The organism is Pseudoalteromonas sp. S4741, from assembly GCF_005886135.1.
In the GTDB taxonomy this organism is placed as follows: Bacteria; Pseudomonadota; Gammaproteobacteria; order Enterobacterales; family Alteromonadaceae; genus Pseudoalteromonas; species Pseudoalteromonas tetraodonis.
On record NZ_PNCN01000030.1, the window covers coordinates 71,357 to 95,350 of the forward strand.

A 23,994-nucleotide genomic window follows, 5' to 3' on the forward strand; every position below is an offset into this window, starting at 1 on the left:
ATTTTTCACTTTTGAGCCTTTTATTGCTTTGCTAGTCTGCATGACTTCGAATTTAGTAATTATAAAAACGTCTTTAATTTAGGCAAGGCACACACAATGAAAAGAAAATTAGTATCGCTAGCAATTGCGGGTATTTTAGCTGCTCCAACTGTTTCAGCAGTAGAAGTGTTTAAGGATGAAAAAAATACAGTCGCAGTAGGCGGATATATTGATGCGCGAGTGATAAATACTCAAGGTCAAAACGAAATCGTCAATGGTGCCTCACGAATTAATTTTGATTTTAAACGCCAACTAAAAAACGGCTGGGAAGCAATGGCTTTAGTTGAATGGGGTGTCAACCCTGTTGGCAGTAGCGATATTGTATACAACAACCGTTTTGAATCTATTCAAGATGAGTTTTTATATAATCGTTTAGGTTATGCAGGACTTAAACACGATAAATACGGCCAAATTACGATTGGTAAACAATGGGGTGCGTGGTTTGATGTTGTGTATGCAACAAACTACAGCTATGTATGGGATGGTAACGCTGCCGGTGTTTACACTTACAACAAAGACGATGGTGCAGTAAATGGTACTGGTCGTGGTGATAAAACACTGCAATACCGTAATAGCTACAACGACTTTGACTTTAGTGTTCAAACTCAGTTAAAAAACAGCGCTTTTTATACTTGTGATGTAAGCAATATTACAGAATCACAATGCCAAGCAAATTTTGAGTCTGGAGATGCTGCTGCACAACAAGTTGAATTTAACTATACGTTTGGCGGTGCAGTAACCTATAACTTGACTGATAAGCTAAAACTGACCGCGGGTATTAACCGCGGCGAGTTTGAATTAACGTATGGCGACGGAACAACCCGCTCTGTTGACGATTCAATTTATGGTGCAGGTGTTATTTGGGGCAATATTGATGCGCCAGGCTTGTATGTAGCCGCTAATATCAACAAAAACGAAAACCACGATACAGATAACATAGGTCGTTTAATTAAAGATGCGATTGGTATTGAAACATTTGTGTCGTATCGCTTTGATAACGATTTTAGACCATTTATTGCCTATAACTTATTTGATGCAGGTGATGACTACGTAATTCAACCAAACTTTAATGCCGATCCTAATGATGTATTTAAGCGTCAATTTGCTGTTATTGGCGTGCATTACTTAATTGACCAAAACACCAAACTTTATGTAGAAGCACGTAAAGACTTTGGTGATTTTGAAAGTAATAATAAACAGCAGCAAGCGCTAATGGAGCAATCTGAAGATGACGGTATTGCTTTTGGTTTTAGATACGTTCTTTAATATCAGTTGAGCTTTCAAGCTTAAAATCACAAAGGTAAACTTAAAGCCCTGCAAAATAGCAGGGCTTTTTTTCGATTTGTTTAGTTGAAGCTTGAGCTATTTTTTCTTAAATGCTTTTTTTAACGCACGCGTCCCCTCTGTTGGCCCTAGAATAAGCCATAAAAAAGCAACCCCTCCTGGGACTAAAACTGCTTTTAATATTGGCCCTAGCAAATAAGAATAAAAATAAATTAGTGGAATAAAAAGTATATAACCAATAACACGTTTGATAAACTTCATGTAACATCCTTATGAAAATGAGCGTGCTCACAATATTAATTGAGCGCGCTCAATTAATCAAATAATGACTTAGCTCTTTTATTAAACAAACAAGTAAAGCATTGAAATATAATGAGTAAAAAAGAAAAGACACGCGATAAAATTTTAGCTTCAGCATGGGAATTATTTTTGCTGCAAGGTTACGATCACACATCAACAAGAGAAATAGCGGTTGCAGCCAATGTTGCTGTAGGTACAGTGTTTAGTCATTTTGAAAATAAAATTGATTTATTGATGGCCGGTATGCAACAACAAATAGCCGTTATTATTAACCAAGCAAAGCAGTTAGATACGCAGCACTCCCCTCGCTTAAAGTTACGTCATTACGCTCATCCGCTTTATTCTTTTTATTGTGAAAATAGTGAATTTAGTAAGCTATTAATTAGCGACATCATTTGGAGAACGTCTTTTTTTAAAGCGCAGATGGATGAATTTAAACAACTGCTTTTTAGTGAACAACCGAAGTTTGATGAAACAAAAGCAAGCGTAATGATGGACTGTTATTTTATGACCTTAATAGATGGGTTAAACGACCCCTTACCTAATGCTGAAAATATGCTTAGACAGTTAAGTAATAAAATAGCGCTTTTGTAATTAAGTCCTGAAGGTATAGACCGGTGCTGATATAAATAAAGCACCGTCCACCTTTTTTGTTATTTAAATTCTTTATTTAACGACTCAGATAGCCAAACTCAATAAGCGTTATAAACCCACCACTCCACTTATGAGTAAATTGATAATTTATATTACCTCATTGCTAATGATTACATTTAAACACTATTTAGTATGATGTGTTCTTTCGTGTATTACCTTACATCCACCAGCCAGCCATTTACACCATAAAATAAGGTAATTTCTAGCAAAACGGCTTAGCTGTACATATATACAGTTAAGCCGTTTTACTAGTGCTACTCTTAATTAATAAATTCATCATAGCCCGTTAAAGCCCCCTTAATACTCAATGCTGGATTATCATTATGCTTTGCATCAGGGTTTACTTTACTCCCCCACCCTAACCAGTTACTAGTATGGCTTACTAAACTTTGCTCTAAGTTATCATACGCCTCAAGCATTACTTTATGTTCAGCCCCGCCAACAGTAAAATATAATAAGGTGGGTTCTATAGTAGCTTTGTGTTTTAGCTTGTAAAAAGGTATTAAAATGATTTACTACGGTCATATCGTCGTACCAAGGCGCAGGACTAAATGCAAAGTAACCATTAAATAGCATTGGTTTGGTGTGCAGCGTATATAAAGTAAAACTGCCCCCTGCCGAAAATCCCGTTAATATACGGTTTTCAGTTAACCTGTATTTAGCCTTTAAATAAGTAATACCAATTCGCTTAATTAAGTGGTCTATTTTGAGGCTGAAAAAACGAGTTGATAGCTAGGCAAAAAAATCGCTATTTAGTTGTTCTAAATGAGAGTTTTTTAACACAGGTAGCGACACGTTTAGCCCCGCAAAATGATTAAGTATTATTGCGGATTGGTATAAGTAGCTCTTGCTCTATAAAAGCAAAAAACAAATCAGCTTTACCAAAAATTTCTGGCGAAGTTTCATGTTTAGACCGAGGATTTGTATTAACGTCTTTCCTTGCATAAGGTGGTACTAAATCACGATTTCGCGTATCGATAAAAAACTGATTAGGTATAGCAACTAAAATAGCCTCATTTAATATGCTTTCAGTATTTAATGCTTTTAGTGCCTTATCCCAATTAGCTAAATTAAAATAACCATCTGTTTTTATAATAAGTGGATACGCTTTATTTTTGTCAAAATCATCGGGTAACCTTATAAATACCTTATAAGACTCATTAAGCACTTTCTAATCTAGGGTTACATCAACAAAGTCTGAAACATTATTTTGATAATAACTAAACCCAGTTATTACAAACCCAAATACACTAACAACTAACAATACATTTAAAATAATCGCTTTTTTAATTCTCATGTGCCATCCATTTTAGTTAATTGCTTATGCCATACGCCGTTATTAAGTTGCTGGTTAAATACAAAGCCAAGTTTAGTGAGTAAGTTATAACAGCGAACATTTTTGCCATGAATTTCTGCATATAAGTGCTCAATGTTTAAAGAGCTATGCACTTCACTGACAAAGCCTTTAAGTACTTCTTGCATTAAGCCTTGCTGCCAATAGAGTGGATCCAGTTCAAAACCAATATAAGCACTTTTGGTTTGTTTACATATTTTATATAAGCCACATGTTCCCAGTAGTTTGCCACTCATATTATGTTCAATTGCAAGCCGAACACCTTCACCTTGGTAATAACTCGATATATCATCTTGAATTAACTGCTTAATATGCTGTTTATTTAGCGGGGTTTTATAATCGTTAAACTCATAAACGAGTGGATTATTTAAAATTGTTAATAGCGCTGCGCCGTGTTTGTGGGTAATTAAACGTAAGGTAACGCGGGGTAATTTTATAGTTTTAAACATGCCTACGCCAAATAAAGTAAACGCGCTTTAAATAGCACTTTATAGAGCGTCATTATTAACTTACCATACCGTATTCACAAGCATTAATTGAGATAAACTATGAGTGACAATTTTAAAGTAATACAACCAACTACTACTGTTTACTGCCCAAAACGTGGTGAAGGTTGGACCCTTACCGGCATTACTAATATTAACGAGTTTACATCGGTTATGTTTGATGGCGTTCGTTATACCTTACCAGCACGTGAAATTGTAGAGCAGTTATTACCTAATCAATTAGCGCGTGAACAACAAGATAAGTAAGGTACTTGTAATAGAAAAAAGGCTGCAGTTATTTGTAGCCTTAAAGATTTTCATTATTAACGTTTTAAAACATAAATACCGAGTGGGGAATCTAGACGAAGGTTATGCTCATCAACATGTAACACTTCCTATTTTCTAACTACTTCTCCCGAAATTACATGTAATATTTTGCCTTCCCTCGTGTAAGGGTAGTATCTATTCCGATGTTTTTTCATTATTTGGAGAATACCTCAATTATCAATTTTTATTGTATCTATATCTGATGCAATAATTTCAATTAACTTCCATTTAAACTGAATATCATTCTCTTTCGCATAAAGTAAAGGTGAATAGATCAGCGTAATTAAAATAGCGAGACATTCCAAGCCCTGACCAAATTGCATATGCCATTCCAACAGGAATTGATTTGAGAGTGAGTGAAAGCAGATAAAACGCTGCACCATAACCAGCAACAACAAGTAACGAAGGAGCTAATTTAGTAAAACCCTCACTAGACTTCAGACTAGATGTTGCAATTACCTCACAAATGATAGCCGCGGATAAAAATATCCAGTTCTTCATAGCTTTCTCCGGTTTTTATATCTCGCGCAAGAATATACTAATATTCAAGAAATAAGCAGTCTTGTTCTTTCAAAAAAACTGTGAGCACATGAAGCATCTAACGCCCGGCTCACGCGCCGGTTTGGAGCCGCGAAGCGACGGAAAATCGGTCGCTGTGCAGCCGATTGTTAATTGTTGATGCTCAGCGTCAACGGCACGTGAACACTGATTGAAATCCACTCATCATGCTGACCGATCTTCAAATCACATTTTTCTGGAAAGTCTGAAGAGGTAAAAATGTAATCAATGTGGTACGCCTTCTCGCGGTTCCGCTGCAAGAAGAATGTTGGCCTGGACTCATTGCCCTGCTCTTCCTCAAAGGCACGATGATACGCGCTCTTGAAACCCATCTCGCCGAGTTCAGCTACTACGTCTTAGTGATTCCACCATCGGTCCGGCTTATCCCACCGCACATTGCTATTAAAATCGCCGAGAATGATTGTCTTTGGCTGACTCAGATCTTCACGATGAATTTGAAGGTATTTCCAGAATTGCCCCATGTAGCCAAATGCTTCGTCATTCCGCCCCTTCGTCCAGACTGCCAGCACAGTGACATCTCTGTTGATAGTGAAAGGGAGAAAAAGCCTAAGATCGCCCCAAACACAGTTAGGCCACAATGACATACGTACTACACAGATTTATACGCATGTTTTACAACAAGGTGCTAACGGGGTTGTTAGCCCTTTTTCAAGGTTATAATCAAGGTTATAAACCTCCCCTATTGAAAACAAAAAAGCACAACTCGCTTGAGCTGTGCTTCCAATAAATAAATGAGAGCTGACAAATTACAAACGAATACCGCCGTCTATTTCTACCACGCGGCCAGTAAAAAAGTCGTTTTCGATAATATACTGAGCAGTATGGGCTATTTCAGCGGTTTCACCTAAGCGCCCTACAGGGGTTACTGCTAGCATGCGCTGTTTGGCTTCTGGCTTCATTGCATCGGTCATGGCGGTGCTAATAACACCTGGGGCAATGGCACCAACGCGAATACCAAAACGGCCAAGTTCTTTAGCCCATGTAGTGGTTAGTGCCACAACACCCGCTTTTGAGGCAGCATAGTTAGTTTGACCAATATTACCTGCACGCGCTACGCTCGACATATTTACAATTACGCCGCCTTTGCCTGATTCAATCATGTGGCTAGCCGCTTCGCGCCCGGCTAAAAATACACCTGTTAGGTTAACGTCAATCACTGATTGAAATTGATCAAGCGACATTTTTTTAACCACTTTGCCATCTTTGGCTTTTATAAACATGCCATCGCGTAAAATGCCGGCGTTATTAATTAATACCCCAATGTGACCAAAGTCACTATTAATGGTATTAAAAACGTCTTCAACTTCGCTCTCAACGGTTACATTAGCGCTGTAGCCTTTTATAGTACCCGTTACGCCTTGTAATGCAGATAGCTGCTCGGTTGCTTCATTTAACTGTGCTTGTGCCATATCAATTAAGGCAATATTAGCGCCCATTAAGGCAAACCTTTGCGCCATTGCAAAACCTAAGCCTTGTGCGCCACCGGTAATCACTACGGTATTATTTTTTATTTCCACGATACTTTCCTACTTCGAAAACAATTTAAAAATGGCACTAAAATCATCACTACCCGCACCTTGGTGCTGCATCATAGTGTATAAATTTTTAGCCATTGAGCCCATTGGCGTTAGTGAATTACTCTGCTGCGCTGCTTCCATAGCAAGGCCTAAGTCTTTAGCCATTAAATCAACCATAAAGCCAGGTTTATAATTATTACTTGCAGGAGCGGTATCCATAACACCTGGACAGGGGTTATAAAGTTCTAACGTCCAGTTTCGACCCGAGCTTGCGCTCATTATGTCGCTAAGTACTTTTGCGTCGAGGCCGTTATTAATGCCCATTTGAATGGCTTCACTGGTGCCTGCCATTAAAATACTCAACAGCATATTGTTACATATTTTGGCAACTTGCCCTGCACCAATATCACCAGCATGGAATATGTTTTTACCCATATCGACTAATACAGAATTCGCTTTATCAAATGCAGCTTGCTCACCACCAACGATAAACGTAAGCGTTCCTGCTGTTGCACCTGCTACACCACCCGAAACCGGTGCATCAACAAACGCAATACCTTGTTCGCCAAGTGCATGGCCTACATCACGGGCTGATTGTGCATCTATAGTTGAACAATCAATCACTAAGGTGCCTTTACTCAGTATTTTAATTAAACCCGATTGCTCGTCTGTGCCTAAATAAAGTGATTTAACATGTTTGCTTGCCGGTAGCATGCTAATTAGCACATCAACGTTGGTTGCACAGGCTTGTGCATCTTTTGCTGCACTGGCACCTTTTTCAACTAGCTCGTTCACTGCATTAGCACTTAGGTCGAACACGCTCACCGTATGGCCAGCTTTAATTAAATTAGCCGCCATTGGGCCGCCCATGTTACCTAAACCAATAAATCCTATATTGAGTTTACTCATCGCTTTACCCTTGTAAATTAAGTTGAGAAAAGTACGGCTCTAGCGGATGTTGCTCGCCAAAGCGATTTGCAAAAAAGCTCTCTACCACTTCTTTTGGTACATCAGCTAACGTTTTAAACTGCCAGTGTGGCGCACCGTCTTTATCGATTAGTAAGGCACGTACACCTTCTTGAAACTCGCCCACTTCAGCGGCACGAACCGACATCGCAAGCTCCATTTTAAAACACTCTGCCAACGTTTTACCTTTGCTGTGTTTGAGCTGCTCACTCACTAAGGCACAACTTAATGGGCAACCATGCGCCAACGATTTTTGTGCGCGTTGTAGCCATTTGTCATCAGTGGTTAGGTTTAAAATGTAATCTACCTGCTGCTCTAATGTGTCAAACTCACCAAGCTTTTGAATCAAGCTTAAGTTTGCTTTTAAATTACCTTTGGGCATACGACTAGAGTTGTTATCTAACTCAATTAGCAAGTTACTTAGCTTGTCGTGGTTTAAGCTTGCTGTTTTACCCCATTTTGTATTGAGTAATGCTTCAACAAGCTCTGGGTACTTATCGGCATTTACAAAGTGGTCGGCAAGCGATACAAGCTTAGCGTCTTCACAATTTATAGATGCCGAGGTCAGCCCTAAAAACAAACCAACATGGGCGGGCATTTTATGTAAAAAATAACTGCCGCCTACATCAGGGTAAAGCCCAATAGTTTGCTCTGGCATGGCAATGCGTGATGTTTCGGTAACCACACGATGACTGGCACCGGCCATTAAACCTAAACCGCCGCCCATTACAATCCCGTTACCCCAGACTAAAATGGGTTTGTTGTAACAATGAATAAGGTAATCGAGCTGATACTCTTGAGTAAAAAACTCTTCAACCAGTGAGCTCGGTTTACCTTCACTCATTGCTTTGTGTAAGCTCACTACATCGCCACCGGCGCAAAATGCTTTTTCACCTGCGCCTTTAAGAACCACTAATGCAATGTTATCGTCTTTGTCCCATTGCTGTAGTTGCGGCTCGAGTAAGCTGATCATTTCAAAATTTAACGCGTTTAATGACTTAGGCGCGTTAAGCGTAGCAAAACCAATGAGTCGGCCATTGTCTGTGGTTGCCGTTTCAAATACCACGGCAGCATCAGCTGAATTTAAACGGGTTAATTCACTCATTAGCCATTCACCCAATTAGCTTTGCGCTTTTCTAAAAAGGCGTTCACGCCCTCTTGCTGATCTTCGGTATCAAATAAACCAACAAACAGTTCACGTTCCAGTGGCAACGCATTTGCCATAGGTTGATGACGCCCTTTTTGAATCAATGTTTTACACGCAGCAACCGACGATGGGCTTTGCTCTGCCACTTGGTTTGCCAGTTTTAGCGCTGCTGCAAAACTTTCACCTTGTGCAACCACTTCTTCCACTAAGCCAATTTGTAGGGCTTTATCGGCTTTTAAGCGCTCACCGCATAAAATCATGCGTTTTGCCCAGCCCTCGCCAACAAGCCATGCTAAGTTTTGCGTTCCACCAGCACAGGGTAATAAACCCACTTTTGCTTCAGGCAATGCCATTTGTGCTTGCTCTTCTGCAATACGAATGTCGCAAGCAAGTGCTACTTCAAGGCCGCCACCCATTGCATAACCATTAATGGCTGCAACCGACACGCCTCTAAAATTAGTTAACGCTTCAAACGCTTCACCAAATACACATGACATATCTGCAGCGACACCTTTATCGCCACTGGCAAATACATTGAGGTCGGCACCGGCGCTAAAAAACTTCTCGCCTTCACCAGTCAGTACTAATGCATAAATATTTTTATTGGTATTTAATTGGTTAACCGTGTCTTTAAGCGCCACTAAGGTGTCTTTAGTCCAGGTATTCGCTGGCGGATTCGACATAGTTAAAATAGCTACATGGCCTTCAATAGTTAATTCAATGCTAGGATTTGACATACTAATCTCCTTATAAAACTTCGCTGGCTGATTCGGCTAAAATACGACGCGCAATAATCACACGCATAATTTCGTTAGTGCCCTCAAGAATTTGATGAACACGTACATCTCTAACATGGCGCTCAAGCGGGTATTCTTTTATGTATCCGTAGCCACCATGAATTTGCAGCGCGTCATTACAAACAGTAAAACCTACATCGGTTGCAAAGCGTTTAGCCATAGCACAGTAAGTGGTTTTTTCACTGTCGTTAGTATCAAGTTTAAACGCCGCTAAGCGCACCATTTGGCGTGCTGCTACAAGCTCGGTATTCATATCGGCAATTTTAAACTGTAGCGCTTGAAACGCAGCCAATGGCTTACCAAATTGGGTACGCTCTTTTAAATACTCACGTGCGGTATTAAGTGCCGCTTGGGCTGTACCAATAGAGCAAGTGGCAATATTAATACGGCCGCCGTCTAAACCTTGCATGGCGAATTTAAAGCCTTCACCTTCTTGGCCTAATAAGTTTGCGGCTGGAATACGCACATCTTCAAAGCTAATTAAACGTGTGGGCTGTGCATTCCAGCCCATTTTTTCTTCTGCTTTGCCGTACTCAATGCCTTTGGCATCTGCTGGTACAACAAACGCTGAAATGCCGCTTGGGCCATCTGTCCCTGTACGCGCCATGACCACTAATATTTCTGTTTCACCGGCACCTGAAATAAACATTTTTGAGCCGTTAATAACATACTCATCGCCATCGCGAACTGCTTTAGTTTTTAACGACGCAGCATCAGAGCCAGAACCTGGCTCAGTTAAACAGTACGATGCCAGTAATTCACCCATTACCAATTGCTCAACGTATTTGTCTTTTACTGCATCGGTGCCAAAGCTTGCGATCATCCAGGTTGCCATATTATGAATGGTTAACATTGCCGTTGTTGCAGTACAGCCCAGTGCAAGTTGCTCAAAAATAATGCTTGAATCTAAACGAGATAAACCTAAACCACCGGCTTCTTCTGGGGTGTATAAACCACAAAAACCAAGCTCACCAGCGGCTTTAATTGTGTCTTTTGGGAAAATATGTTCGCGATCCCACTTGGCTGCATGTGGTGCTAGTTCAGATTCTGCGAATTGACGCGCCGTTTGCGCAAAAGCTTGTTGATCTTCAGATAAGTTAAAGTCCATGGTAGACCTCTTGTTGTGTTTTGTTTGTTGTCGGTGCATCCCATCAAGGGAGTAATTAGTGAGGAGCGACAACACTGTGTGTTGTGCCCCTCTTTTTTATTAATTATTCAGTGCAATATTATTTAAGATTAATACTCATGTTTGGACCTGAGGCAATGTCATCCTCAAACCAACGAGAGGTAATAGTTTTAGTTTCTGTGTAAAAACGAATACCTTGTTTACCATAGGTGTGAGTATCGCCGTAGAATGAGCCTTTCCAGCCAGTAAACGAGAAAAATGGCAACGGCACAGGAATAGGCACATTAATCCCCACTTGACCCACTTCAATTTCGTGTTGGAACTTACGTGCAGCTGCACCACTTGATGTAAATAGTGAGGTACCGTTACCGTAAGGGCTTTCGTTAATAAGGGCGATGGCTTCTTCAAGGGTATCTACAAACATACACGCCAGTACTGGGCCAAAAATCTCTTCTTTGTACAAGTTCATCTCTTTGGTTACATCAGTAAATAACGTTGGACCTACCCAGTTACCTTGCTCAAACCCTTCAACAGTAAAGTCAGAGCCATCAATTAAACAGGTTGCGCCTTGCGCTTTACCATCGGCAATCAATGATAAAATACGCGCTTTTGCTGCAGGTGATGTTTGCGGACCATAAGCAGCGTCTGCATCATCCCAAACCCCTGGGCGTACACCTTCAAAGCCAGCTTTAATTTCATCAACCCAGTCTTTTGCTTGGCCAACAAATACCGCCACTGAAATACCCATACAACGCTGGCCTGCCGCACCAACTGATGCGCCTACTAAGTTATTAACAACATGCGATTTACTCGCGTCAGGCATAATCACCATGTGGTTTTTAGCGCCAACACACGCTTGCACACGTTTTAGGTGCTGTGTGCCTTTAGAATAAATGTATGCACCCACACCACACGAGCCAACAAACGAAATAGCGCGAACGGCTTTGTCTTCTAATAAGCGGTCAACTTGTGGTTTTGTACCGTGCACGACTTGTAACACGCCTTTTGGTGCACCGGCTTCAATAAATAGCTCAGCTAAGCGCATAGGCGTAAGTGGGTCTTGCTCAGACGGCTTTAAAATAAAGGTGTTACCACACACAATTGCCAGTGGGAACATCCAAAGTGGGATCATGGCCGGAAAATTAAATGGGGTAATACCTGCACATACACCCAGTGGTTGCATGTATGAATAGGTATCGATTTTACGCGCTACGTTTTCCATCGTCTCGCCCATCATTAACGATGGTGCATTAGCAGCTTGCTCAACCACCTCAATACCACGCCACACATCGCCTTTTGCATCTTCAAATGTTTTACCTAGCTCATGACAAATAATAGTGGCTAATTCATCATGGTTTTCTTTTAACAGCGCCGCGTATTTCATCATAATGCGCGCACGTTCTGTAATTGGTACGTCTTTCCAGGTTTTAAACGTTTCACTGGCAGAGGCAATAGCCGCGTCCATTTCAGCGTCTGTAGCACAAGGTACTTGCGCTAACACTTCTTGATTAGCAGGATTTACAACATCAATTAGTTCATTTGAAGTTGATTGAATAAATTCGCCGTTAATGAGTAAGGGTACTTGGTGCATAATTAAAATCCTATTGATTAAATTGGGGACCGCAGCGTTTTTGTTATAGTTGCTGCGGCTTTATTATTAGTTAAAGTGCTTCTACGGCCATGGCAACGGCTTCACCGCCACCAATACATAAAGAGGCTACGCCCTTTTTAAGACCCCGGTTTTTAAGTGCATGGATAAGTGTTACTAAAATACGCGCACCGCTAGCACCAATAGGATGACCTAATGCACAGGCGCCACCGTTAACATTAACTTTTTTCTCATCAAGCTTTAACTCGTTAATAGCTAGCATGGTAACCATGGCAAACGCTTCGTTAATTTCCCATAAATCAACATCTGCGGTTGTCCACCCTGCTTTTTCAAGCACACTGTTCATTGCACCAACAGGCGCTACGGTAAATTCACTGGGTTTTTGAGAATGCGTGCTGTGAGCAACAATTTTGCAAAGTGGTGTTAAACCCTCTGCTTTTGCTTTTGATTCGCTCATTAAAATCAGTGCTGCGCCACCATCTGAAATAGACGATGAGTTTGCCGCAGTAATGGTGCCGTCTTTTTTAAATGCTGCACGTAAACTTGGGATTTTTTCAGGGCGAGCATTACCAGGTTGCTCATCAATAGAAACGGTGACATCGCCTTTACGTGTTTTAATAGTGTGCGGTGTAATTTCGGCTTCAAAACTGCCATTTTCAATTGCAGCTTTTGCTTTAGTCAGTGAGCTTAATGCAAAATTATCCATTTGCTCACGGCCAATACCGTATTCATCGGCTGTGTCTTGAGCAAAACAACCCATTGCTTTATTGTCGTAAGCATCTTCAAGGCCATCACTCATCATATGATCTTTTATTTCACCGTGGCCCATACGCATACCGCCACGGGCTTTAGGAATAAAATAAGGCGCATTGGTCATACTTTCCATACCACCGGCAATGGCTGATTCAATAGAACCTGCTTTAATAAGGTCATTCGCTAACATGGTCGCTTTTAAACCCGAGCCACATACTTTATTAATTGTGGTAGCGCCTGTGCTTAGTGCTAGCCCTGCTTTAAGCATAGCCTGACGTGCAGGCGCTTGGCCTAAGCCAGCTGGCAATACACAGCCCATAATCACTTCATCAATTGCATCATTGCTTAACCCCGTTTGAGCAAGTGCACCTGCAATAGCTGTAGCACCTAGTTCGGTAGACTGCGCATCACTTAGTGCGCCCATAAATCCACCCATTGGGGTGCGTTTTGCTGCTACAATTACAACGCTTTCGAAAGACATAAAAGGCTCCATTTTCAATTAACGCAAACATGTTTTATTATGTTTAGCTTAATGTTTAAACTAATCTGATAAATACGAGCATACATAAAATTTACGTTTACGCCAACGTAAATCTAAAATCAACTTTCTAATTAGTGTAAAAACTGTAAAGCAAGCTTGCTAAAAATGTATTACAACCTCCATAAATGGCTTATAACGTTTATAAACACTCAACTTCTACTGTAAACCCGCCTTTATTTTGTACGTCTAAAGTATAACAATTAAATCGCACTTTACCTTTACGTAAACTTCACTTATATTGGTGATATTCGAATGAGGTAAACATTACAATGAAATCAGATAATCAAACAAACTTTGCAAATTCAGCCAACGAGCCGGCTAAAAACGAACAAACTTTTAGTATCAGCGAATTGGCTAAAGAATTTGATATTACTACCCGCTCTATCCGTTTTTACGAAGACCAAGGGTTAATATCGCCAGAGCGCAATGGCCAAACACGTATTTACTCAAAGCGCGATAAAGTACGCCTAAAGTTAATACTTCGTGGTAAACGTTTAGGGTTTACCTTGGCTGAAACCGGTCGTTTGTTTGAACTGTATGATGCAGACAAATCAAGCGCTAAACAGTTAGTTACTATGCTTGACCTCATCAGCGAAAAAAAGGCCGACCTATCTCAACAAATGGACGACATTAAAGTTGTACTAATGGAGTTGGTTACCGCAGAACGTCGTTGTCGCGACACGCTTAGCAAAATAGATGAATAAAATATAATAAACGTCATCAAACACACAGGAATGAATCATGAGCACTATTTCACTATATAAAGAAATGAATTTTGGTCTTGGCGAAACAGCGGACATGATCCGCAGTCATGTAAACAGCTTTGCCAGTCAGGAAATTGCCCCACTAGCTGAAAAAACAGATCTGGATAATGCGTTTCCCAATCAACTTTGGCCGCAAATGGGTGAAATGGGCGTTTTAGGCATGACCGTTGATGAAGAATTTGGTGGTGCGGGTTTAGGTTATTTAGAGCACGTTATTGCCATGGAAGAAATTAGCCGTGCAAGTGCCTCTATTGGCTTAAGCTATGGTGCGCATTCAAACCTGTGTGTTAATCAAATAAACCGTAATGGATCACAAGCACAAAAAGAAAAATACTTACCTAAACTAATTAGCGGTGAGCACATTGGTGCCTTGGCCATGAGTGAGCCTAACGCAGGCTCTGATGTTGTATCAATGAAACTTAAAGCCGAGAAAAAAGGCGATAAGTACATTTTAAACGGCAATAAAATGTGGATCACCAATGGCCCTGACGCAGATACACTGGTTATTTATGCAAAAACAGATTTAAACGCCGGCGCTAAAGGGATTACCGCCTTTATTGTAGAAAAAACATTCCCGGGGTTTTCTACCGCACAAAAACTCGACAAACTCGGTATGCGCGGATCAAACACCTGTGAACTGGTCTTTGATAACTGTGAAGTACCCGAAGAAAACATTTTAGGTAACTTAAACGAAGGCGTTAAGGTACTTATGAGTGGCCTTGATTACGAGCGAGTTGTTTTAGCTGCAGGCCCGTTAGGAATTATGCAAGCGTGTATGGACATTGTGGTGCCTTACATTCATGAACGTAAACAGTTTGACAGCCCGATTGGTCAATTTCAGTTAATTCAAGGCAAAATTGCCGATATGTATACACAAATGAATGCAGCGCGCTCTTATGTGTACACAGTAGCAAAAGCCTGTGACCGTGGTGAAACCACCCGTAAAGACGCAGCTGGCGCAATTTTATACGCTGCAGAGCTTGCAACTAAAATGGCGCTTGATGCAATCCAAATTTTAGGCGGCAATGGCTACATAAACGAATACGCAACAGGTCGCTTACTGCGTGATGCAAAATTATACGAAATTGGCGCAGGCACCTCAGAAATACGCCGCATGTTGATTGGCCGTGAATTATTTACTGAAAGCCGTTAAGGATTAATTTATGACGATTTTAAAATCGAGCGTTAATCCCCACGATCCTAGTTTTGTGCAAAACCACAAAAATATGTCGGCGCTGGTGGATGATTTACGCGATAAAGTTGCCAATATTAGCTTAGGTGGTGGCGCTGCACTTAAAGAGCGCCATGAAAGCAGAGGAAAGCTGTTTGTTCGTGACCGTATCAGTACTTTATTAGATGAAGGCTCACCCTTTTTAGAAATATCGCAATTTGCTGCATTTGGTGTGTATGAACAAGAGATACCTTGTGCCGGTGTGGTTGCAGGTATTGGTCGCGTAAAAGGCGTTGAATGTATGGTGATTGCAAACGACGCGACAGTTAAAGGTGGCACCTATTTCCCGCTTACTGTAAAAAAGCATTTACGCGCACAAGATATTGCTGAGCGTTGCCACTTACCGTGTATTTACTTAGTTGATTCTGGCGGTGCCAACCTGCCAGAGCAAGACGATGTATTTCCAGACAAACTGCACTTTGGGCGTATTTTTTACAATCAAGCACGTATGTCGGGTAAAGGCATTCCACAAATTGCAGTGGTTATGGGCTTATGTACCGCAGGTGGTGCGTATGTACCCGCTATGGCCGATGAAAGCATCATCGTAAAAGAGCAAGGCACTATATTTTTAGCAGGTCCACCACTGGTAAAAGCGGCAACCGGTGAAGAAGTTACCGCAGAAGAGCTTGGCGGCGCCGATGTTCATTGTAAAACATCGGGTGTGGCCGATCATTACGCAGAAAATGATGCGCATGCATTATCGATTGCACGCCAATGTATAGAGCGAATTAATTACACACGCCCTACCGCCCCATTATTAGATGACGTAAAAGCTCCCCGTTACGATATTAACGAGCTTTACGGCATTGTGGGTACTGATCTTAAAAAGCCATTTGATGTGCGTGAAGTAATAGCTCGCACTATCGATGACTCGTCTTTTGATGAATTTAAACGTTACTTTGGCGAAACACTGGTGACAGGCTTTGCCAGCATTTATGGCAACCCTGTGGGCATAGTGGCTAATAACGGTATTTTATTTAGTGAGTCGGCGCAAAAAGGCGCGCACTTTATTCAACTGTGTGCCCAGCGCAACATTCCATTGGTATTTTTACAAAATATTACTGGCTTTATGGTCGGTAAAAAATACGAAGCCGAAGGCATTGCTAAACATGGCGCTAAAATGGTGATGGCGGTGTCGTGTGCTGATGTACCAAAATTCACCGTGCTTATTGGTGGCTCTTATGGCGCCGGCAATTATGGAATGTGTGGCCGTGCATTTGAACCGACCATGATGTGGATGTGGCCAAATGCCCGTATTTCAGTCATGGGTGGTGAGCAAGCTGCAGGTGTTATGGCACAAGTTAAACAAGATGGATTAGCCCGTAAAGGCGAAAGCATGAGCGAGCAAGAAGTTAGCGATTTTAAAAAGCCAATTATTAGTCAATACGAACAACAAGGTCATCCTTATTATGCCAGTGCCCGCTTATGGGATGATGGCATTATAGACCCTGTCGATACACGTAATGTGTTGGGGCTTGCATTAACTGCAGCTAAAAATGCACCACAGCGTGAGTCTAAGTTTGGCGTATTTAGAATGTAACCGGAGCGCACAATGTCAGTAACACTACAAATAACAAAATCTAATGTGGCTGTACTCGTTTTAAGCCGCCCAGAAAAACGTAATGCATTTAATAGCGACGTTATCCATGAGCTTATTCAATGTATTGAACATGCTAATACGCTCGATATTCGTGCCTTAGTCCTCAAAACCGAAGGTAAACATTTTTCAGCCGGTGCCGATTTAGCCTGGATGAAATCGATGGCAGATAATAACTATAACGATAACCTAGCTGATTCAATGCAACTGGCTAAACTTATGCAAGTATTAGCACAGAGCCCGCATCCTACAATTTGTGCGGTACAAGGTGCCGCCTTTGGTGGAGCATTAGGGTTAATTGCCTGTTGTGATATTGCACTTAGTAAAGACGATGCACAATTTTGTTTAAGTGAAGTTAAACTTGGGCTAATACCTGCCGTGATCAGCCCTTATGTGATTAAGGCCATTGGTGAGCGTGCTGCACGCAGATATTTTTTAACTGCAGAAGTGTTTGATGCCCACACAGCAAAGCAACTGGGTTTAGTGCATCAAATTACTGGGAACTTAGAAACAGCCCTCGATAATTTGCTGCAAACCTTGATTGATAACGGCCCTATTGCCGTTAAGGCCGCAAAAGCACTTATTAACGATGTTGCCAATAAAGAGATAAACGAAGAGCTAATTGCACTGACTGCAGAGCGTATAGCTAAAATTCGTGTATCAACTGAAGGCCAAGAAGGACTGAGCGCCTTTTTTGATAAACGCCCTCCCCAATGGCAACTCTAGGACGCATTATGAACACAGTACAATTACAAAAAATTCTGATTGCTAACCGTGGCGAAATTGCCTGTCGTATTATGCGCACCGCAAAGCAAATGGGCTTAACCACGGTTGCGGTGTATTCAGATGCAGATAAAAACGCGCAACATGTAAAAATGGCCGACGAAGCTTACCATATTGGTGCTGCGCCAAGTAAAGATTCATACCTAGTCGCAGATAAAATTTTGCAGGTTGCTAAAGCCAGTGGCGCTGATTGCATTCATCCAGGCTACGGCTTTTTATCTGAAAACAGTGAATTTGCTAAAGCCTGTGAAGCCCATAACATTGCTTTTATTGGCCCACCAGCAACGAGTATTGAAGCAATGGGCTCAAAAACCCGTGCTAAAGAAATAATGGCCGCGGCAAACGTTCCTTTAGTACCTGGTTACTATGGTGATAAACAAGACCCTGCTTTTTTGCAATCTGAGGCTAAAAAAATTGGTTACCCTGTTCTTATCAAAGCGGCCTTTGGCGGTGGCGGTAAAGGGATGCGAGTGGTAGAAAAGCCGAAAGACTTTATAACTGCACTTGAAGGCGCCCAACGTGAAGCCATTGCCGGTTTTGGTAACGATTTAGTGCTATTAGAGCGCTACGTTAATCAACCTCGCCATGTTGAAGTACAAGTATTTGCAGATAATCACGGTAACTGTGTTTATTTGGGTGATCGTGACTGTTCGTTACAACGCCGACACCAAAAAGTGATTGAAGAAGCCCCTGCTCCAGGTTTATCTGATGCGCTGCGTAAAGAAATGGGCGAAGCGGCTGTACGCTGTGCATTAGCCATTAATTACCGTGGTGCCGGTACCGTTGAGTTTTTACTTTGCGGTAATGAATTTTTCTTTATGGAAATGAACACTCGCCTGCAAGTAGAGCACCCAGTGACCGAAATGGTAACCGGCGTTGATTTAGTAAATTGGCAAATTAATATTGCGGGCGGGCAAACACTGCCGTTAAAGCAATCTGATATTCAACTGCAAGGCCATAGCTTTGAAGCGCGTATTTACGCCGAAGACCCTGCAAATGACTTTATTCCGTGTTCAGGCACCATTGAAGCGTTACACGTCCCCGTTAATAGTGAATTTGTACGCATAGATACCGGGATTGCCCAAGGTGATGAAATAAGCCCTTATTACGACCCAATGATTGCAAAGTTAATTGTTCATGATGATAATCGCGAACAAGCGCTTTCTCGTTTGCAACAGGCGCTTGAACAATTTCATTTAGCGGGCTTTAGTACCAATATTGGCTTTTTACATAACTTAGCTTGCCACGAAAGCTTTAAACAAGGCGCGCCAAGTACACACTTTATTGCTGAGCAAGGTGATTCACTCGCTACGGTTGATGAGTCATTATTGCTATCAAGCCAGCTTATTGCTGCTTTTGCCTATTTAGAGTCGTTAAACACGCACCAAGCACAAAACAATAGTGCCAGCCCTTGGCAACAACTGAGTGGCTTTACTTTAAATGCACCGCAGGCAATTAAAATCCCATTTGTAGATTTACCGCTTAGCGCTATCAAAACAGCGCAGGGTTACAATGTGACACACAGTGCGGGCGTATACAGGGTTCAAGGGACGCTAAATAATGGTGTGTGCAACGTATTTATTAACGGTGAAAAGCACAGTGCGCATGTCAACATAACTGACAATGAAATTACTGTAATGAATAAAGCACTGCAAACTAAGTTTGAATGTGTTGATAAGCATTATATTAGTTCACACGAAAGTGACGCGCTGCCGCTCGCTGCGCCACTCAATGGCACGGTAGTAAAACATTTAATTGAAGTAGGTAGCACTATCACCAAAGGTGATGCCGTTGTTATTATCGAAGCCATGAAAATGGAATATACACTTAATGCACCACATGACGGCATATTACAGAGTTACTGCTTTGGTGAAGGTGAACTAGTTTCACACGGCGCACTGTTAGCCATTGTTGAAGATACGACTGTGCAGGAAGGTGCTTAATGAGTGCCTTTGCAAACAAAGTTCGTATTGTTGAAGTGGGTGCACGTGATGGTTTACAAAATGAAAAAACCGTCAGCACTGAAGATAAAGTAACACTAATTAATGCCCTCGCCGGTGCGGGATTAAAAGACATAGAAGCTGGTGCGTTCGTATCCCCAAAATGGGTGCCACAAATGGCAGACTCAAGCGAGGTGATCAATGCGCTTGACCTTCCAGAGATTAATTTAAGTGCCTTAACGCCAAATTTAAAAGGCGCACAAGCTGCGCATGCTGTTGGTATTAAAGAATTTGCTATATTTACGGCGGCCAGCGAAGCGTTTTGTCAAAAAAATATAAATTGCTCAATAGCGCAAAGTATTGATCGTTTTAGCGAGGTAATGACTTTTGCTAAAGCGAATAATATACGCGTTCGTGGTTATGTAAGCTGTGTTTTAGGCTGCCCTTATGAGGGAGACGTTGACCCTCAGGTTGTTTTAAACGTGGCACAAAAGTTATTAGCGCTTGGCTGCTATGAAGTGAGCCTTGGCGATACTATTGGTGTCGGCACCGCAGGTAAAGTGACTGAGCTGCTTACATTGCTGCTCAAGCATATTGATAAAAGTAAGCTTGCAGTACATTTTCATGATACATATGGACAGGCGCTCACAAATATTTACGCTGCCTTAAGCCTAGGTATTTCAACAGTTGACGCTGCCGTTGCTGGCCTTGGTGGCTGCCCTTACGCTAAGGGTGCGTCAGGAAATGTTGCCACCGAAGATGTTGTTTACTTACTGCAAGGGCTTGGCATTGAACATGGAATTGATTTAAAAAGGCTTGCACAAGCAGGTTGGCAAATTACTAATGCGCTTAATAAACAGCCTGTTAGTAAAGTTTCAGTGGCATTACACACACAATAATTGCAATAGCATAGAATGAGGAGTCACTCATGGCCGGTTTTGATAAAGTAGTTTCGAGTTACGAAGCTGCAATGGAAGGTTTAAAAGACGGCGATACTATCATCGCTGGTGGTTTTGGTTTATGCGGTATTCCCGAGGGACTAATAGCCCAAATTAAAAAAATGCAAACCAAAGAGTTAACGGTCGTATCGAACAATTGCGGCGTTGATGACTTTGGTTTAGGACTTTTATTACAAGACAAACAAATTAAAAAAGTGGTTGCCTCTTATGTGGGCGAAAATGCTCTTTTTGAACAACAACTACTTAATGGCGAAATTGATGTAGAGCTAACACCACAAGGGACTCTAGCAGAAAAAATGCGTGCTGGTGGTGCCGGTATTCCTGCTTTTTATACCGCCACGGGTTACGGTACGCCAGTAGCTGAGGGTAAAGAAATAAAAGAATTTAATGGTCGCCCTTATATTTTAGAAGAGTCAATCACGGGTGAATTTGCCATTGTAAAAGCATGGAAAGCAGACCGCTACGGTAATTTAGTGTTTCGCCATACCGCAATGAACTTTAACCCAATGGCTGCAACCGCAGGTAAAATTACCGTTGCTGAGGTGGAAGAGATAGTTGAACCCGGTGAACTAGAGCCAAGTCAAATTCATACCCCTGGCATTTTTGTAAATCGCGTGATCAAGGGTAACTTTGAAAAACGTATTGAACGTGTTACCACACGAGATTAAGCAGGAGCACTTAAAATGGCATTATCACGTGAACAAGTCGCAATGCGCGTCGCTCAAGAGCTACAAGATGGGTACTATGTTAATTTAGGCATAGGTATTCCGACACTCGTCGCAAACTATGTACCCGATGGCATAGAAGTTATGCTACAGTCCGAAAATGGCCTATTAGGTATGGGTGAATACCCAACCAAAGACACAGTAGATGCAGATATGATCAACGCGGGTAAAGAAACCGTGACGGCAGCTACCGGTGCAGCTATATTTAATAGTGCAGATAGTTTTGCCATGATACGGGGTGGTCATGTAGACTTAACGGTTCTGGGTGCATTTGAGGTAGACCAAAACGGGTCTATAGCCTCATGGATGATCCCTAAAAAATTAATAAAAGGCATGGGCGGAGCAATGGATTTAGTTGCTGGTGCAAAAAACATTATTGTTACTATGACCCATGCGAGTAAACACGGCGATTCCAAATTATTAGAAAGCTGTACGTTACCGCTGACGGGCGTTAACTGTGTTAAAAAAATAGTAACCGATTTAGCTGTATTAGAAGTTAAAGACGGCGCATTTCATTTGCTAGAACGCGCACCAGGCGTATCAGTTGATGAAATTATTAGTAAAACGGCAGGTAAGTTGCTTGTCGACGGTGATATTCCTGAGATGGTGTTTTAAACCACTCACAATTTCACCCTGTACCGACCTCATTCCCAGTGCCAATGGCGCTGAGTTACCCAAAATCCCTCGCAAGAGGGATTTTTTTTGCCTTTATTTTAGTTTTTGCACTATAGTGAGAATTTAACGCACCACTTAGGTGAATTCACCCTAATAAAAAAATTAAATAACTGATATAGTTAGCTTTTATTTTTGGTTTAATAATTGCCTGTAATAAGGTGATTGAAATAACTTTATATTGGATACCATGCAAACACCTATTCGCGGCCTTCGCTCTTTTTGTTTTGCCGCAAAAAGCTTAAGTTTTAAACATGCCGCCAAAGAGCTGTATTTAACGCCATCGGCGGTCAGCCATCAAATAAAGCAGCTAGAAGAGCAGCTGGGCATTGATTTATTTCAAAGGCAAACCCGTTCCATAAGCTTAACGCCAGCTGGTAAAAACTTTTTTGAAGCGATTTACCCCATTATAAATATGCTGGAAAGCACCATCACCGAATTTAGTCAGTTACAACAAAATGTAAATTTAACCATTACCCTGCCCGAGTTCTTTGCCAGTGAATTGCTAATGCCTAAACTGAGTGAGTGGACGAGTGAGCATCCTAATATTAATTTACACATGGACACCCTTAAAACACGAAAAGAGTTGACTCGCCAAAGTGATTTATCAATCATTTTATCTTCAAGCAAACCGCTTGATGGGCTAGCTACTGAGTTATTTAATTTAGAATATATTCCAGCGTGTAATAAAAAGCTGCTCGATCAGTGGCAAAACGATCACTGCCAGGCGCTCAATCAAGTGCCGCTTATTGTTCACAAAGCCCGGCCTTGGGCATGGCACCAATGGGCTGAAAAAGTCGGTATTGATGACTTTTCCCCTGCACAAATTATTCAAATAGACAGTATGTTTGGCGTAGCACGGGCTGCACAGCAAGGTATGGGCATTGCACTTATTCCTTTGCCAATAAGTCAAAGCTGGCTGGATGAGCAATGGCTCTACAAACTGTTTGAGCAACCACTAACAACAAAAGACAAATACTATTTAGTTCAGCATGGCTCAAGTACCGCTAATCACCCTCTCGATTTGTTTGCAAAATGGGTGATTAACACCTTTAGGCAAACTAAATAGCAGATTCAAATAAGCGCTCCTTGTTGAGCGCTTATTAGCTAATTTTAAAGTGTGCAACTTTTATTTTTAAAATTCCCCTACCGGAACAACAACAAAAGCGACTATTTATCAGTGATTTATTTATTAAAAAAATCTAAAACCCCATAAGTTAGTTTTTTTCACTTATTAGTTTTGTTTTTATCGCTTGTCGAAATTGAGTAAAAGCTCTAAAGTTAACTCAACCAAACGGCAACACGCTAAAAAATATAAAACGTGTTACTTAAATCAGATTTCATTAGTTTGTAACAACGAGCTAGTAAAAAAGAATCTTTATTGTGTGTGAAGATGTTGTCAGTGTAAAAAACAGCTCAAGTTCGGTGGTGACTTAGCTTGAGTTGTTTTTATTTTTACCCTTACACCCGCCAATAAACTTAAGAATCTTTATTGTGTGTGAAGATGTTGTCAGTGTAAAAAACAACTCAAGTCCGGTGGTGACTGAGCTTGGGTTGTTTTTATTTTCATTCTCATCAACAACAATAAGCCAGAGTTAGTTTTGTACTAATACAACCCCCCGAATCTTTGTTGTGTGTGAAGATGTTGTCAATTGAAATGCAGCGACCGTTAAGTATCTACTTAACCTGAACTTTGGTTAAGAGATTTACTAACGTATTGAATCAAAATTGATATTTATGTTTATTTTCTCTAGCCAGAGATTTCCAGTGAAAACAAGGCGAAATTACGCGTCAATAGCTCGCCTATTGCAAGTAAATTCAACGTAGTTAGCGCTGTAAATAGCT

25 protein-coding genes and 2 pseudogenes are annotated in these 23,994 nt (G+C 41.3%); 13 read left to right on the forward strand and 14 right to left on the reverse strand.

The genetic code is table 11. The features are described 5' to 3' along the window. Positions 1–96: 96 nt before the first annotated feature. Positions 97–1,305, forward strand: a complete 1,209-nt coding sequence (locus tag CWC30_RS05105; protein ID WP_138626600.1) for a porin — start codon at positions 97–99, stop codon at positions 1,303–1,305. Positions 1,306–1,401: 96 nt separating this feature from the next. Here the strand turns inward: CWC30_RS05105 and CWC30_RS05110 are convergent, their stop codons facing one another. Next, a complete protein-coding gene (locus tag CWC30_RS05110; protein WP_069439449.1) occupies positions 1,402–1,584 on the reverse strand; it encodes a hypothetical protein in 183 nt (60 codons plus the stop codon). 111 nt (positions 1,585–1,695) lie between these two features. On the opposite strand from CWC30_RS05110, the gene CWC30_RS05115 reads away from it, so the two are divergent. Continuing rightward, positions 1,696–2,217, forward strand: a complete 522-nt coding sequence (locus tag CWC30_RS05115; protein ID WP_028835232.1) for a TetR/AcrR family transcriptional regulator — start codon at positions 1,696–1,698, stop codon at positions 2,215–2,217. Positions 2,218–2,537: 320 nt separating this feature from the next. Here the strand turns inward: CWC30_RS05115 and CWC30_RS18665 are convergent, their stop codons facing one another. The 5 genes from CWC30_RS18665 to CWC30_RS05130 form a co-directional block, all read right to left on the reverse strand. After that, positions 2,538–2,696 carry a hypothetical protein gene (locus tag CWC30_RS18665; protein WP_248473868.1) on the reverse strand — a complete coding sequence of 53 codons (159 nt, stop codon included), beginning with the start codon at positions 2,694–2,696 and terminating at the stop codon, positions 2,538–2,540. A gap of 10 nt (positions 2,697–2,706) precedes the next feature. Next, positions 2,707–2,982 (reverse strand): alpha/beta hydrolase-fold protein, encoded by a 276-nt coding sequence (locus CWC30_RS18670; protein WP_312842959.1) that lies wholly within the window; start codon positions 2,980–2,982, stop codon positions 2,707–2,709. Positions 2,983–3,091: 109 nt separating this feature from the next. After that, entirely contained in the window at positions 3,092–3,445 is a 354-nt protein-coding gene (locus CWC30_RS05125; protein ID WP_248473869.1) for an alpha/beta hydrolase-fold protein, read from the reverse strand. Positions 3,446–3,448: 3 nt separating this feature from the next. Next, the gene (locus tag CWC30_RS19035; RefSeq protein WP_282447311.1) at positions 3,449–3,574 is read right to left on the reverse strand and encodes a hypothetical protein; all 126 of its coding nucleotides are present in this window, start codon (positions 3,572–3,574) and stop codon (positions 3,449–3,451) included. Then, positions 3,571–4,080: a GNAT family N-acetyltransferase gene (locus tag CWC30_RS05130; RefSeq protein ID WP_036982724.1), complete on the reverse strand. Its 510-nt coding sequence runs from the start codon at positions 4,078–4,080 to the stop codon at positions 3,571–3,573. Before CWC30_RS05130 ends, CWC30_RS19035 begins: the two co-directional genes overlap by 4 nt. A 99-nt stretch (positions 4,081–4,179) precedes the next feature. Here CWC30_RS05130 and CWC30_RS05135 point away from each other — a divergent pair, with 99 nt between their 5' ends. Then, entirely contained in the window at positions 4,180–4,383 is a 204-nt protein-coding gene (locus CWC30_RS05135; protein WP_036982727.1) for a hypothetical protein, read from the forward strand. A 357-nt stretch (positions 4,384–4,740) separates the two neighbouring features. On the opposite strand, the pseudogene CWC30_RS05140 reads toward CWC30_RS05135, so the two are convergent. Next, positions 4,741–4,944: pseudogene (locus CWC30_RS05140) on the reverse strand (DMT family transporter); the annotation flags it as partial. Between the two features lie 633 nt (positions 4,945–5,577). Between CWC30_RS05140 and CWC30_RS18675 the strand changes: the two are divergent. Next, positions 5,578–5,682: pseudogene (locus tag CWC30_RS18675) on the forward strand (integron integrase); the annotation flags it as partial. Positions 5,683–5,768: 86 nt separating this feature from the next. On the opposite strand, the gene CWC30_RS05155 reads toward CWC30_RS18675, so the two are convergent. The 7 genes from CWC30_RS05155 to CWC30_RS05185 all read right to left on the reverse strand — a co-directional run bounded on the left by CWC30_RS05155 (position 5,769) and on the right by CWC30_RS05185 (position 13,418). Then, entirely contained in the window at positions 5,769–6,539 is a 771-nt protein-coding gene (locus CWC30_RS05155; protein ID WP_036982730.1) for an SDR family oxidoreductase, read from the reverse strand. Positions 6,540–6,548: 9 nt separating this feature from the next. Beyond that, positions 6,549–7,448, reverse strand: coding sequence for a 3-hydroxyisobutyrate dehydrogenase (gene mmsB / locus CWC30_RS05160; protein WP_138626601.1), 900 nt, complete (start codon positions 7,446–7,448; stop codon positions 6,549–6,551). A gap of 4 nt (positions 7,449–7,452) precedes the next feature. Continuing rightward, positions 7,453–8,610: an enoyl-CoA hydratase/isomerase family protein gene (locus CWC30_RS05165; RefSeq protein WP_138626602.1), complete on the reverse strand. Its 1,158-nt coding sequence runs from the start codon at positions 8,608–8,610 to the stop codon at positions 7,453–7,455. Next, positions 8,610–9,389 carry an enoyl-CoA hydratase gene (locus tag CWC30_RS05170; protein ID WP_036982737.1) on the reverse strand — a complete coding sequence of 260 codons (780 nt, stop codon included), beginning with the start codon at positions 9,387–9,389 and terminating at the stop codon, positions 8,610–8,612. Before CWC30_RS05170 ends, CWC30_RS05165 begins: the two co-directional genes overlap by 1 nt. A 10-nt stretch (positions 9,390–9,399) precedes the next feature. Continuing rightward, entirely contained in the window at positions 9,400–10,557 is a 1,158-nt protein-coding gene (locus tag CWC30_RS05175; protein WP_138626603.1) for an acyl-CoA dehydrogenase family protein, read from the reverse strand. 118 nt (positions 10,558–10,675) lie between these two features. After that, entirely contained in the window at positions 10,676–12,166 is a 1,491-nt protein-coding gene (locus CWC30_RS05180; protein ID WP_069439443.1) for a CoA-acylating methylmalonate-semialdehyde dehydrogenase, read from the reverse strand. A gap of 70 nt (positions 12,167–12,236) precedes the next feature. After that, positions 12,237–13,418 carry a thiolase family protein gene (locus tag CWC30_RS05185; RefSeq protein ID WP_138626604.1) on the reverse strand — a complete coding sequence of 394 codons (1,182 nt, stop codon included), beginning with the start codon at positions 13,416–13,418 and terminating at the stop codon, positions 12,237–12,239. A gap of 329 nt (positions 13,419–13,747) precedes the next feature. Here CWC30_RS05185 and CWC30_RS05190 point away from each other — a divergent pair, with 329 nt between their 5' ends. The 9 genes from CWC30_RS05190 to CWC30_RS05235 all read left to right on the forward strand — a co-directional run bounded on the left by CWC30_RS05190 (position 13,748) and on the right by CWC30_RS05235 (position 23,218). After that, positions 13,748–14,182 (forward strand): MerR family transcriptional regulator, encoded by a 435-nt coding sequence (locus tag CWC30_RS05190; RefSeq protein ID WP_008114692.1) that lies wholly within the window; start codon positions 13,748–13,750, stop codon positions 14,180–14,182. Positions 14,183–14,219: 37 nt separating this feature from the next. Continuing rightward, positions 14,220–15,395 (forward strand): isovaleryl-CoA dehydrogenase, encoded by a 1,176-nt coding sequence (locus tag CWC30_RS05195; RefSeq protein WP_013464901.1) that lies wholly within the window; start codon positions 14,220–14,222, stop codon positions 15,393–15,395. 10 nt (positions 15,396–15,405) lie between these two features. Then, positions 15,406–17,013, forward strand: coding sequence for a carboxyl transferase domain-containing protein (locus CWC30_RS05200; RefSeq protein ID WP_138626605.1), 1,608 nt, complete (start codon positions 15,406–15,408; stop codon positions 17,011–17,013). Positions 17,014–17,025: 12 nt separating this feature from the next. Further along, positions 17,026–17,796 (forward strand): enoyl-CoA hydratase/isomerase family protein, encoded by a 771-nt coding sequence (locus tag CWC30_RS05205; protein WP_016899945.1) that lies wholly within the window; start codon positions 17,026–17,028, stop codon positions 17,794–17,796. Positions 17,797–17,804: 8 nt separating this feature from the next. Then, on the forward strand, positions 17,805–19,796 hold the full coding sequence (locus tag CWC30_RS05210; protein WP_036982748.1) for an acetyl/propionyl/methylcrotonyl-CoA carboxylase subunit alpha: 1,992 nt from the start codon (positions 17,805–17,807) through the stop codon (positions 19,794–19,796). Next, entirely contained in the window at positions 19,796–20,692 is an 897-nt protein-coding gene (locus CWC30_RS05215) for a hydroxymethylglutaryl-CoA lyase (protein WP_069439439.1), read from the forward strand. The genes CWC30_RS05210 and CWC30_RS05215 overlap by 1 nt, the downstream gene beginning before the upstream one ends. 29 nt (positions 20,693–20,721) lie before the next feature. Next, the gene (locus tag CWC30_RS05220; RefSeq protein WP_138626606.1) at positions 20,722–21,420 is read left to right on the forward strand and encodes a CoA transferase subunit A; all 699 of its coding nucleotides are present in this window, start codon (positions 20,722–20,724) and stop codon (positions 21,418–21,420) included. A 15-nt stretch (positions 21,421–21,435) separates the two neighbouring features. Then, positions 21,436–22,092: a 3-oxoacid CoA-transferase subunit B gene (locus CWC30_RS05225; RefSeq protein ID WP_013464895.1), complete on the forward strand. Its 657-nt coding sequence runs from the start codon at positions 21,436–21,438 to the stop codon at positions 22,090–22,092. Positions 22,093–22,339: 247 nt separating this feature from the next. Continuing rightward, on the forward strand, positions 22,340–23,218 hold the full coding sequence (locus CWC30_RS05235; RefSeq protein WP_013464894.1) for a LysR family transcriptional regulator: 879 nt from the start codon (positions 22,340–22,342) through the stop codon (positions 23,216–23,218). The last annotated feature ends 776 nt before the right edge of the window (positions 23,219–23,994 follow it).